Source organism: Aquiflexum sp., assembly GCF_041751335.1.
Classification (GTDB): Bacteria; Bacteroidota; Bacteroidia; order Cytophagales; family Cyclobacteriaceae; genus Aquiflexum.
Genome location: NZ_JBGSXS010000464.1, coordinates 16576 through 30666 on the forward strand (window position 1 = coordinate 16576; position 14091 = coordinate 30666).

A 14091-nucleotide genomic window follows, 5' to 3' on the forward strand; every position below is an offset into this window, starting at 1 on the left:
TTAGAATTTAGGGCAAGGGAGCAATGTATCTCTTTTTCTGGTTTTTGATTGGTTTCTGTCTGCCAAAAGGAAAGAAATACTTACCTCGTGTGCCCCCCCTGTTTGTATGCCCAATTGGGAAACAGTATAATCGAAACTATAACCCATGCTCATACCGGTAGGAAGGTTGAATCCCACCATAAATACAATTGCATCCCTATTGCTTTGTTGTTCGACAGGTTTATAAGGAAGTCCCCGATACCATAATCCCAGATTAAGGGGCTCCATATGTAAATAAGCTCCGATGTCCAATTGTTCAAATGGTCCCTGTCTTTTGTAATTTATAGTGGGCAATAGGAATCTTTCCTTTCTCAGATGGGTAAAGTCTCTTCGATAACTACCGGTACCCAAAGCAATCCGATAACCGGTATGAATTGAAAATTTTGTCGGAAGTCTGCTTATTCCATCAATAAATGATTGATTGGGTTCGTTTACATGGTGCGCAGATGCTCCCAACCAGAATTTGTCTGTAAAGAATAGACCTCCAAAGGAAAGTGATAATAAATTAACAGGCTCCCCAGCACCGGCAAGATCAGTGCTTGGCAAAAGATCGCCAAAGGGGTTAGTCGAATCGATTTGATTAGCAAAAATCAGGTTGTCATAGTATCCAATATCTCTTCTGATATAGGCAGCTTGAAAGCCGGGTCTGAAATAGGCATTTTCGCCAACCCGCAATTCATAGGAATATAAACCTGCTGCTGTAAAGGATCTTAATTTTGCCCCACCTTCTACATCATTCATGACCAAAAATCCAACTCCACTGTTATAGTCATCTAGATAAGTATCAAAATATGCAGAAAAAGTCGTAAACTGCGCATCCAATCCGGGCCACTGATTTCGGTAATTAGCCCCAATCCGAGGCATCAGTTCAGATCCGGTAAACGCAGGATTCAGGTATAAAGGTGCGGCATAATATTGGCTATACTGCGGATCCTGAGCAGACAAAAAACCCGTTCCAATGATCAGAATCAAAGGAAGTAAAAAAAGACGATGTAAATAAGACCTTTGCAAGTAGTTATTCGTTATGTTAGTGATCAAGACCCAGCTTCTAAACGTATAGGGGGATTTGTTGTTTAGTAAGCAACGTGTAAATTATGAAAAGCCTTATAAATTCCATAAGTTTTATTTTATTTTTTAGGTTAGTGTTTTTACTAAGCTTTTTCCTGCATTCAAGCTACTCTTTTTCACAGGGATTCAACAACAACGAATGGATATTTGGAGAGTGCCCAACTGGCGAAATCAATTATTTGTCTTTTGGCAAAGGAGGTGACCCTATTGTCAGGAACTTGCCACAAGGTACTATTGTCGGTCAAAATAACAATGCAGTCGCCATTGATCCTATTTCCGGCAACATTATTTTCTATACCAACGGAGTGCTTGTCTATGATGCCAATAATCAGCCGCTCGAAGGAATGGCGCCCGGAATTGATGGAAATATTGATGGGAGACAGGAATTGGCCATTGGGGTGTTGGACTATGATCCTGAGGGTGATAGGCTTTACTATGTGTTTTATATAAGCCCTTCAGGGCAGTTGCAATATTCAGTAGTGGATATGAATGCCCCTGGTCAGGCAACAGGCAATGAACCGCCTTTGGGCGAAATGATCACCAAGGATATAACCATCAGCAATGCTGAAGGCGCGATACTTGTGGTAAAAACACCCCAATCACCTACATATCTGATCAGTTTTGAAGGAGGTAATTTAATTTCCAGAAGATTGGGAGATATAGAGGGTGAATTCATAGAAACCTCCAGTTCAGGTCTTCCATTCACACCCAAAGCGATGATTTTTGATGAATCATCACAACAGATCTTGTTGATTCCGGAAAATCCTGGTCAAGATATTCAAGTAGTTGATTTTGATACCGCGACAGGCACTTTTGGCAATTTGTCCGAAATCACCCAATCCGGAGGCGCTGATTCCATTGAAGGAGCTTCTTTTTCACCTGATGGGGATTTTGTCTATTTTTCAAGAGGAAATCAATTGTTCAGAGTACCATCTGATGATCTGGAAGCTGAACCTGAGATCATACCTCTGGAAAATGATATATTTAAAATCTATGATGTCAAAGTAGGACCTGACGGGAAACTCTATTATATATATGAGGAAGTGGATGGCGGGCCACAATTGGTTGGAAGGGTAGAAAATCCGGATGAAGAAGAGTTTGACGAGCTTGAATTGGAGGAAGATCCATTTGATGGCACAGATTTTTGTGGAAGGATTTTCCCTCAATTTGCACCAAATCAAGATATCAACCCAACAGTTGATTTCACTTGGACTCCCGAGCAACCTTGTGGTAATAACCCAATCCAATTGACCAGTGAAATTACTCCTGCTAATTTCAGGCCTGTCAGTTTTGAATGGACTTTTACACCTCCTTTAGTTGATGAGGATGGGGATCCTATTGATATGGATTTTACCCAAGAGCACCTTCTTATTCCCGAAGAGGCTACAGCTGAGGAAAGTATTGATGTCACTTTAACGGTTACTTTTGCGGACGGGTCTACTTTGACAGTCAACAAAGTTATTGAATTAATACCCAATGACCTTCAGGTGCAGTTCAGTGCACAGGATACCACAGTCTGTGAAGGACCATGTGTAGACATTGGTTCTTTATTGGAAGTCCAACAGGGTGACGGCCAAGGTGGACAAGGAGGCCAAGGAGGTCAAGACGGAAATTACGAATACTTCTGGTCCAATATCAGGGAATGGAGGTCAGATAAAGACAATTGTGTTGATCTTCCAGGTCTTTACTGGGTATTGGTGAGAGAGCCGGGATCTGAATGTTATGCCTATGGCAGTATCAGGGTAAGGATATGGGATTTAAATGATCAAAGTAACAATGTTTGGTATTTTGGCGATGGTGCAGGGCTGGATTTCAATCCTGATCCCAATGATCCAAATGGACCTACCCCAAGACCTGTAGGTCACAACCAAAATATTCCGGCGGGTACAACTACTATATCTGATGAAACTGGGCAAGTGCTATTCTTTACAGATGGGGAGTCTGTTTGGGACCTGAATGGGAACTTGATGGAAAATGGTGAAGATATCGGAGGAAGCAATCTGTCAGCACAAAGTGTCATTGCTGTTCCTGTTCCCCAGGATGAAACTATTTTTTATCTTTTTACTACGCAACAGTCCTCCGATGGAACCAATGAAGTCAAATTCTCAGTGGTGGACATTAAAGTTGAAAATCCAAACGGAGTTGGAAATGTGGTTTCCAAAGATAATTTTCTTTTTAGTCCCAGTACTGAGCATTCTGCTGCATTGGCTTCGGGGGATACTACCTGGGTATTATTTCACGAATTGGGTAACAATACCTTTAGAGCATATCCGGTATCAACTTTTGGTATTGGAAGTCCTGTATTTTCATCTGTAGGTTCCAATCATGGATTTAATACAGGTATTGGAACGATGAAATTCAGTCCTGATGGAAATCAGGTGGCGGTTACCATACAGGATGGAAGCTGTAGCAGATTGGAGATTTTTGATTTTAATCAAAATACTGGACGGATGACTGAATATGCCCTTCTGGATTTGGGTTGTAATGGTGAAGAGATTTATGGACTCGAATTTTCCAATGACGGAAGCAGAGTTTATGTTTCCTATCGAGGTGGAGGAGGTAAAGTAGAAGAATTCTTGATCAAAGCCCCTGAAAACGATGATGATGATGTTTTGGCATGTGCAACTTGTTTTGAGAATGCCAGCAACAGGGCTGCCAGAGAAGCATGTATTTTGAATTCTTCTGTAAGAAATGTATTGAGTTCATCAGGGCCATTTGGGGCTTTACAGATTGGACCGGATGGGCAGATTTACGTTGCCAGACCTGGGCAAAATGTTTTGGGATCCATTAATACCGGTCAGGATTGTAACAATAGTACCTATACCGAAAACGGAACATCCACACTTTTAGGAACAACCAATCTCGGTCTTCCTTCATTTGTTCAACAGTCAGGAAGCAGTATTCCAGATCCCGCACTTGCAGGACCCGACAGACTATGTATGGATCCGGACAGTGCGGAAGCCTTGTTTGAGGGTGGAGGAGAACCTGATATTGACAGTTATTTTTGGACGATTACCCATGAAGATGGTACTACAGATCTTTCTAATTTTGGGGGGCCCGGAGAGGATTTTCAGAATCTTGAACATGTGTTCACCAGACCAGGTAATTATACTGTTGATCTCAGGGTTGATCGTTGCGGCGATCCGATTTACGCTGAATTGACTTTGGATATCTTGGTAGTTGCTCCACCTGAATTGACTTTGCCTCAAGCTGAAACCCTTTGTTTGGGAACTCCAATCAGTCTGACAGCTATTGATGGCTATGATCCTGCAGAAGGGTTGTATGATTTTGAATGGAGGAATGCAGCGGGTCAGCTTTTCGGGGATCAAGATTCAAATACGATTTTTGTCAATGAAGAAAGTATCTTCACCGTCACTGTTTCTTATAGAAGACCTGCAGGTGTCCCTGAGGATTTTTTCAATCCCTGTCCTGCCAGTGCTTCAGTATTTGTAGGTCCTGCTTTTGAATTTGAGCTTACCCAATCCGCAGAGGAAGTTTGCTATGATGAATCTTTGGTTGTATTTGCTCCTGATACCCCGATATCAGGAGATTGGTTTTATCAGGTTCAGGGTTCTACCAACCGAATTCCCCTAGGAGAGTTTTATGAACTTCAATTAATTCCGAGTTCATTACCTTCTCCAGGAATTTATGAAATTATTTTTGTGACCGAAGATCCAATTTTGGAGGGTTGTCTAGTAGAAAAAATATTAGAATTGTTGATTTGGCCACTTCCTGCCATGGAAGCGGTTGTGTTGACTGAAGCAGATGACTGTATCGCTTCCAACGGTAGTTTTGAAATTACGATGCTGACTGATGCGGACCTTGTATCCATTGTGGAAACGGGTCAATCTTTTATGAATGTATTTGCAGGTGATGTTTTACCTGTATTCACTGATCTTGAACCGGGGATTTATTCGGTTAGGGCCACCAGTGATTTTGGTTGCGAATTTATTTTACCTGTGGTGGTTCAAAATTTAAACCCCCCGCTAGGTATTTCAGAATATGAGATAAGCCTATCTCCTGAAACCTGTTCAGATATCGGAATCAACAATGGCGATATGACCATCACATTTACGGATGGGCCACAATCAGGATCTTATAGATTGATCAGGGAAGAAGACGGGCAACAATTCTCAGCTACGTTTGTCAATGCCAATTCTATAAATATCCCATTGGAAGGAGGATCTTATTTACTGGTACTTGAGGATGAACAGGGATGTGCGGTTACTGATACTAATTCATATATCATCGATATTGCTGAGAGAGTGACATTTTCGGTGCCAACTGATTTGAGCGCCTGTGGTAGATTCGTCTATTCTCCCCAAGGTTCTGAGGGTCTTGAATTAACGGTAATTGGACCTAATGGTAATCCGATTGTCCAGGAACAGGACGGAACCTTTATTTTGGAGTTTACTGGAATCTATACTTTCCAGGCATTTGATCCTACCGGTGTTCTTTGTCCAAGCGAGATTGTCTTGGTTCAGGTAAGGATATCTGATCCAATTGATTTTTCATTGACTGAACCTGAGGTAGATTGCGATTTGGGCGTTTCTTACAGTGTGGCATTATTCAACTTTAATCCAAACAATGCAATTTTCTTTTGGAGAGATGATACAGGACAAATTGTAGGGAGGGATCAACAGTTTTTCCCTCCTGGACTTGGTATCTATTCTGTCGAAGTTCAACCGAGGAGTGGTGGACTATGTCCGACTAGAACTATCCCATTTGAAGTTGAGGAGTTTATTGACAATGTGGATTTGGCTTTGCAAGTCTTGCCATTCTGTGCGGAAGATGCATTTACAGTTATTACCGCAGAGGCAGACTTCTCATTGGTAACCGAAATAGATTGGTATAGAGTGGAGGGAAATAACCGAATTTTCTTGCCTGATTTTGAAGGTTCGGAATCTGTTACAGTTTTTGAAGATGGAATATATCAGGTAGTGCTTACAAGTGTTTACGGATGTGAGCTTGCAAGAGAACAAGTCCAAATTACCCAGTCTTTTGTTGAACCACCTGTATTGCTTCCGAGTTATACTATTTGCGCCATTGAAGATGTCGTTATCCAGTTGGATCCTGGCCCATTTGATATTTATTCTTGGGTATTGAATGGAGAAGAATTGTCTGTGTCTCCTACTTTCACTCCTACTTTACCCGGAGTATATGAGTTGACTGTTTCCGATAATCTAGGTTGTGAATTTATCATCAATTTCACCGTAGTTGAGGATTGTAGTTTAAGGGTCATCTTTCCAGATGGCATGGTTCCAAGTGATCCAAACAAACAATTTATAGTTTATACTAATGATTTCATCGATGACTTAGAGGTATTTATTTTCAATAGATGGGGAGAGCTTATTTTCTATTGTGAAAGATCTAATATCAATGGAGAGGTAGGTGTATGTGCTTGGGATGGGATTGTATATGGGCAAGTAGTACCAACGGGTGTTTATCCTGTAATTGTGAATTATACAAGTAGAAAACAAAATGTAACTGGTAAAGTCACCAAATCAATTTTGGTGATAGATTAAAACTTAAATTATGATTACGCTTATATCGCCTGCAAAAACCTTGGATTTGAGTACTACAAATTTTAATTCTTATACATTTCCTGATTTTCAAAAAGAGACTATGGAACTGGTTTCAATCATGAAAAAGAAATCAGTAGAAGATCTTAAAAATCTAATGGATATCAGTGATAACCTTGCTGAATTGAACAAAAAAAGGTATAGCGATTTCCAGAAAATTTTTGATCATCAAAATTCTAAACAGGCTTTATTGGCCTTTAAAGGAGATGTATATACCCATATAGAGATAGAAGAATTTTCTGAGGAGGAATTTAACTTTGCTCAAAATCACTTAAGAATTCTTTCAGGCCTTTATGGTTTGCTTAAACCCCTTGACCTTTTGCAGCCGTATCGTTTGGAAATGGGAATAAGACTTAAAAATAGGAAGGGCAAAAATCTTTATGAGTTTTGGGGGAAAAGAATTGCTAAAGCAATCAATGAAATAGCTCTTGGTCAGCCAATTGTTAATTTAGCTTCAACTGAATACTTTAAAGCAGTTGATGAAAAAGTAGTGAAAAGTTCAATAATCACTCCGGTTTTCCAGGAATTTAGAAATGGAAAATATCAGATCATCGGATTATTTGCAAAACAGGCTAGAGGAATGATGGTAAACTATATCATAAAAAATAAAATCAATGAACCTGAATTGCTGAAAGGCTTCAATGATAAAAAATATGAATTTGCAGGAGAAGATTCAAAAGGGAACTGGAGATTTGTCAGGTAATTATTTTTTAAAATCTATTGCTATATTCTATTGAACAGCAATAAGTTAATAATACATGGTTTAGGTTAAAAATCAAGTATTTATCTACTTTTATGTTTTTCAAATAAAAAAAAATGTATTTTACATTTAAAAATACTTTTTTCAATCGTCTTTATAACGTAGATTTGGAATCTAATCTCGTGAGTGTTCACTTTCCAAATCAACATGAAAAGGTCGATTTTCATATTAGTCTTTTTATCTTTAATCTTAAGTAGATGGAACAATTCTCTTTCTATTTCGGGATTAGATTGGGATGATAACATTTTGGAAATTAGTCATCCGGCCCACTTAAGTGAAGATTTTTTGATCTTAGGACCTGATGAGCTTTGTATTTATTTTGGCAGTGTCATAGGTGAGTTTTTTGGTGGAGGCAGAAGTACAGATGTTTTCCGTTGGCGGCTTGTTGGTTCCGATGGCAGTATCATTGTTGAAAGAGAGGGAGGGTTCCAAACATTTAGCCATACATTTTCAGAACCGGGAGACTTTGAAATTCAATTAACAGTCAGAAGAGGGATTAATGAAGTTTTTTCGGGTTCTAAATCAATCAAGGTCAATCAAGGTGCAGATTTAGTATTGGAGCCCTCTTATTTACTTTGTGAAGATGGTACAGCGACCCTTACATTGATCAACCCAAATGAAAGTAATATTGATTCTTACCAAATTGAATGGTCAGATAGTAGTGGTGGTATTGTTGGATCTGGAAATAGCATTGTGGTAGATAAACCGGATTTGTACACAGTTGATTTTTTTACTTTATTCCAGGAAGTAAATGAATTCTGTCAGCAGCGTTTTAGTACGCATGTTTATATACCAAGGGATTTTTCGATTGATATCAGTACTTCGCAAGTATGTAATACTGGAACAGATATTACCGTTTCTGCCACTCAGGGAGTTTTTGGGGTTTGGTATTTTCAGAAAGAAGGATCTAATGATAAGAAGCTTTTGGGGGAAGGCAATAATTTGGTTTTCCGGAGAAATAACTTGGATGGTCCAGGGGACTATCAGATTATTTTTGAAGTAGATAACAGCATTAACCAATTCTGTAAATTGGAGGATTTTGTCCCTTTGACAGTTACAGTTGCGCCAAGTTTTCAATTTTATTTTGAAAGCGGAGCTGAAAGTTGTGAAAGTGATGATGGAGTATTGGTCATTTTGCCAAATGTAGATTTGGATTATGTGCAATTGAGTAAAGACAATAGAAACCTTACTCGTTATTTTGACCTGAAACATGGGGTTGAATTAAGGATTCCGGGTATGAAATCAGGGATTTATAGGGCATCAGGTGCTGTTAGCAGCTGTACTTCTGGAAGGACTGCCATAGTTCCATTGGAGAACCTGCCATCTGACCTTGATTTCTCGATAGATGAGGTAATTGGCGAATCCTGCAATGATACAGGAAGAGTAGAAGGAATTGTAAAAATAAAGATGCTTGAAGATAAAACAGGTAGGAGTTTCTCTGTTTATAGCACTGGCAGGGCAGTTCCTTTTATTTTTAGAGAACCAATCAACGGGAATGAATTTCAGTTTTCAATTTCTTCCGGCAATTATTTCATAGAAGTATTTAATGAAGAAGGTTGTGTTAATCCACACCCTACACCGATTACCATCCAAAGCAAAGGTCAGGTTTCTTTTACTTCACCGAACAGAATTACCGTCTGTGAGACTTTTGATTTTATTCCCAATACCAGTGAAGATTTGATCTTCACATTAACCTACCCCGATAATTCCACTGAAGTCAAAAAATCAGGTGAAGCATTTGTCTTGGATCGAGAAGGCAGTTACACTTTAATTGGTCTAGATGCTGAATTGGATAGGGCATTTTGTCCAAAGGAATCAACATTTGAAGTTTTCCTTACTACACCGGTTCAGTTTGAACCCGAATTGGTTTTAAGGGATTGTTTTGGAAATCTGCAGTATAAGGCCAACCTTTTTGGAGCGGATCCAGGGCGTGTGGACATCAAATGGTATAATGAAAAAAATCAGATTGTAGGAAATGATTTGTTTCTTTTTCCAACTAGTTTCGGGGAATTTAAATTGGAAGTACAGCCAAGAAATAGTGAGTCTTGCCCAAAACCTCCAAAATCATTTATAGTTAATGAGCCGATCCTAAAAATGGATGTCTTGGTGGAAGCGGAGCCGCTCTGTGGGGATAATTTTTCTGCAATTAAGATTAGTAATGAATCAGAAAATATTGGAACTATAGAGTGGATCTTTTTTGATATAGATGGAAATGCTCTTAAATTAGTAGCGTTTGAAAACCAACTTCAGATTGAAGTGGATAACCCTGGAGTATATGAAGCAGTGATATATAATGACCTTGATTGTGAGATAGGAAGGAGGCTTGTAACAGTTATAGAGACTTCTGAATTGGCTTTATTTGAAGTTCCAGAGGAAATTGTGGTTTGTGATTTTTTTGAGCTAGATCCTGAAACACCTTTGGGACTTAAATATCAAGTGTTGTTACCTGATGGGTCCGAGTTAGTATTTGGTAGTGGAGAATCACTATTGCTTGATCAAAATGGGACATATACCATCACTTCCTCCTCTCTAAATCATGGTATTTTGCTATGTCCGGTCACAAAATCAATTTTAGTAAAAAAAAGTAGTTCAGTGAATTTTGAACCTGAATTATATGAACAGGATTGTGAGGGTGGTTTGGTTTTCCAAGCTATGGTGGTAGGTAGTGACCTTTCAGAAGTGGATGTCTTTTGGTACAATGAATTAGGTGATCTGGTTGGTCAGGAAGAATTTTTAACGCCTCAATCCTTTGGTGAGTACTCTTTGGAGGTAAGACCAAAAGGGAGTGAGTTTTGCCCTCAACCAAATACTAAAATTTTTGAAGTCATTAAGCCTATTGTTGAATTGAATGGAGGGTTGACAGTAACACCATTCTGTCCTGACGATGAAAATGTAACCATAACCTTAGAGGCTGAACTCAATCAAGTATATAGAATCAATTGGTATTTCACTGGATTAAATGGGAATAAGCAATCTTTAGACATGTTTGATAATTTGGGTGAAATCACTGTAAGTGAGCAAGGTACTTATGAGGTGGAGGCATTCAATGAAATAAACTGCCTTTTGGGAAAAGATATGGTCATTGTCATGAAAAGCATGGATGACATCAGACCTGAGGTAGAATCTGTATATGCGTTTTGTTCAAAATTTGGAGATAACATCACCATTAACCCAGGTAATTTTGATGCTTATCAATGGTATATGGAAGGAGATTTAGTATCTGAAGATCCTGTTTTCATCCCAATGGAAGTGGGCAATTATTCACTGACAGTATCGAGCTTTGAAGGATGCCAGTATTCTACTGAATTTTTGGTGAAAGAGACTTGTGAGCTAATGGTTCAAAGTACTACAGGAATGAAGGTCAATGATGTTAAAAACCCATTTATGGTGTACACTAATTCTCTTGTTGATCGATTGGATATTTGGATATATAACAATTGGGGACAATTGATTTATTCCTGTTCCAAAGATAATCTGTATGAAGGAGAGCGAAATTGCATTTGGTATGGAGACTTCAATGGGGGCTACATTCAGCCAGGAACCTACTCAGTCAAAATTTCAGTAAAAAATGTTTCAGAAAGTAAGCCAAAAAATATTTTCAGGTCATTGATGGTCATTGAATGATCACAGAATTTGCCTGTACTCCATTGATTTTGAGGTATATTCTTTGGGAGAGGGATTAATTGGGACAATTTTTTTATGAAAGGATAAGCCTATCCTTGATATTTTTTATATATTTTCCGAATGTTTATGATTCAACCCATTCAAAAAAGTCTTTAACCTCTTAAACCCAACCAACATGAATGAAAATATCAATAAAAGTGCATTGTTTAACGGCAGTTGCTTTGCGCTAATCACCACCGCTTTTACATTTGCTATTAGGGCAGGAATTTTGCCTCAACTTGGTCAGGAATTTGGTCTATCTGCCGAACAACTCGGATTTATCAACTCCATGTGGTTTCTTGGATTCCCGATTTCAATGATCATTGGAGGATTGGTTTACCATTCTTTTGGTCCTGCCAACATCATGAGAGTTGCGTTTGTAGCACATACATTGGGTATTATTCTTACCATCTATGCCGGTGGATATACCACATTGTTGATTTCCACATTATTCATTGGATTTGGAAATGGATGTACAGAAGCTGCCTGTAATCCAATGATTGCAGACATGTACTCAGGAGTAAAAATGAACAAGATGCTCAACAGGTTCCACATGTGGTTCCCCGGGGGAATTCTTCTTGGAGCTTTAATATCCAAGTTGATGACTGACATGGGAGGCTTTATGGCTGATTGGCAGACTCAAATGTGGGTTTTGATGATCCCTACCGTTATTTATGCAGTTCTGTTTTTTGGTAAAACTTTTCCAAAACCGATTGTGGAAGGTGTTACCTCACTCACGAATAACTTAAAGGCTATGTTTAGCCCTGTATTTATATTTTTATTTGTATGTATGTCACTAACAGCAATTTCGGAATTTGGTCCAAATCAGTGGGTGGTGTTTATTTTGGGGAGTAGCGGTGCAGACCCTATGTTGATTATGGCTTTGACGTTTGGTGTGATGGCATTGGGAAGGTTCTTTGCAGGACCAGTAGTTGAAAGATTAGGTCAGACTGGTGTTTTGCTATTTGGTGCAATTCTTACAACAATTGGAATTTATATGTTTAGTACAGTTACTGGTCCCATGGCCTATTTAGCTGCCTTTATATTTGGAATTGGTATTTGCTACTTTTGGCCTGTCATGATTGGAGCAACTGCCCAAAGGGTTCCTCTAAGTGGTGCTATCGGAATGTCAGTTATTGGTGGGGTAGGCATGTTTGCTAATTCCATTTTCAATCCGATTACCGGGAGGTGGATTGATAGTGCCAGAGAAGCAAATGTTGCGACTGGACTTCAAGGAGATGCTTTGGAGTTGGCTATTGGTCAGGATACCCTAGAAAAAATGTTATTGTTTCCAATTATCCTGATTGTTCTTTTCACCATTTTCTACTTCTGGCAGAAAAACAGCAAATCAACAGAAGCAGTACCAACTGCACATTAAAAACTTAAGGCAGCCATTTGGCTGCCTTTCTTCTTTCATTCCCATGAAAAGAACATTCCTATTTCTACTAATCCTAATTGTCCCAAGTATACTTATAGGGCAAATTAAGGGACCAATTAAAGTCTCTGAAAATCAAAGGTTTTTGGCACAGTCTGACGATAGTCCATTTTTTTGGATGGCGGATACAGCTTGGGAGCTTTTTCATAGAACCAATACTGAAGAGGCCAAATATTACCTCGATATTAGAAAAACTCAAGGGTTTAATGTCATCCAAGCAGTGGCCTTGGCTGAGATAGATGGACTGAATGATCCCAATCATTATGGCGAAAAGCCTTTTGAGTCAATTGATCCCATGAAATTCAATGAAAAATACTGGAAATATGTGGATGAAGTGATCAGTCTGGCAGAGGAGAAAGAAATCCATATTGCACTTTTACCCACTTGGGGAGATAAAGTTTTTAAGAATACTTGGGGAGAGGGTCCGGAAATTTTCAATGCAGAAAATGCATTTAAATTTGGGAAATGGATCGGGGCCAGGTATGCTGATAGAAAGAACCTGATATGGGTGATCGGTGGGGATAGAAATCCAAGGAAAGATTCAGATGATGCTAACATTTGGAATCAAATGGCAGCAGGTATTAAATCCTCTTCCAATCCGAATAATCTAATTCTAATGACTTTCCATCCCCAACCCAATAGACCAGGAGGATCTTCAACATGGTTTCATCAATCCGAGTGGTTGGACTTTAATTTGCACCAAACCGGCCATTGTCCAAACCAACCAACCTATAAAATCATTGATCATGATTTTAGGTTGAATCCCACCAAGCCCACACTAGATGGCGAACCCCTATATGAAGATCATCCCAATTGCTTCAATGCCAAAGAGCTTGGCTATAGCAATCCCGATGATATCAGGAGGATCATGTACTGGAATGTTTTTGCAGGGGGAGCTGGTCAGACTTATGGCTGCCATGCAGTCTGGCAAATGTATACCTTGGACAGAAAACCCATTAATGGCCCTCTGAAACCTTGGCAGGTCTCCTTAGAACTGCCAATGGCCAATCAGGTCAAACACCTAAAAAATCTGATGTTATCGAAATCTTATTTTAGCAGAATTCCTGATTATGAATTGGTGATTACCAATCAGGAAGATGATGAACATTTTGTGATAGGGACAAGAGATATCGAAGGAAGTTATGCTATGATCTATTTCCCTACAGGGAAAGGTGTAGAAGTAGATTTTTCTAAATTGAAAAATCCAACATTGAAAGCTAATTGGTATGACCCAAGGACTGGTGTGAGTTTCCCATATTCAGGATCTGCCTTGACCAGGGGGAAAAATAAAATCAGCGCACCTTCCAGTGGTAAAGGTCAGGATTGGGTATTGGTAGTGGAGTGAAAAATCGCCTAAATCAAGAAACCTATTTTTTAATATGTTTATATACCCTTCAATTTATCGGGATTTCTTGAAGTATGAAAAATTCTCGATATAGTTACCTTGTCTTTTGAAAACCTATAAATGACCTTAAAACTCCAAACAATTAAGAATCTATATTCAGTTTTTTATGGGATAATAATGGTTCTAATGTTCCCATTTC

At 39.0% G+C, this 14091-nt stretch carries 6 protein-coding genes; 5 read left to right on the forward strand and 1 reads right to left on the reverse strand.

Annotated features, from left to right (window positions below; translation table 11 throughout):
• The gene (locus ACEW8U_RS24085; protein ID WP_373524611.1) at positions 1–1050 is read right to left on the reverse strand and encodes a type IX secretion system membrane protein PorP/SprF; all 1050 of its coding nucleotides are present in this window, start codon (positions 1048–1050) and stop codon (positions 1–3) included.
• An 83-nt stretch (positions 1051–1133) separates the two neighbouring features.
• Between ACEW8U_RS24085 and ACEW8U_RS24090 the strand changes: the two genes are divergently transcribed.
• The 5 genes from ACEW8U_RS24090 to ACEW8U_RS24110 all read left to right on the forward strand — a co-directional run bounded on the left by ACEW8U_RS24090 (position 1134) and on the right by ACEW8U_RS24110 (position 13892).
• Complete coding sequence (locus tag ACEW8U_RS24090) at positions 1134–6632, forward strand: hypothetical protein (RefSeq protein WP_373524612.1); 5499 nt, start codon at positions 1134–1136, stop codon at positions 6630–6632.
• Between the two features lie 10 nt (positions 6633–6642).
• Positions 6643–7392 carry a peroxide stress protein YaaA gene (gene yaaA, locus ACEW8U_RS24095; RefSeq protein WP_373524613.1) on the forward strand — a complete coding sequence of 250 codons (750 nt, stop codon included), beginning with the start codon at positions 6643–6645 and terminating at the stop codon, positions 7390–7392.
• 204 nt (positions 7393–7596) lie between these two features.
• Positions 7597–11073 (forward strand): hypothetical protein, encoded by a 3477-nt coding sequence (locus tag ACEW8U_RS24100; RefSeq protein WP_373524614.1) that lies wholly within the window; start codon positions 7597–7599, stop codon positions 11071–11073.
• A gap of 175 nt (positions 11074–11248) precedes the next feature.
• Entirely contained in the window at positions 11249–12490 is a 1242-nt protein-coding gene (locus ACEW8U_RS24105; RefSeq protein WP_373524615.1) for a sugar MFS transporter, read from the forward strand.
• 43 nt (positions 12491–12533) lie between these two features.
• Positions 12534–13892, forward strand: coding sequence for a glycoside hydrolase family 140 protein (locus ACEW8U_RS24110; protein WP_373524616.1), 1359 nt, complete (start codon positions 12534–12536; stop codon positions 13890–13892).
• Positions 13893–14091: the final 199 nt, after the last annotated feature.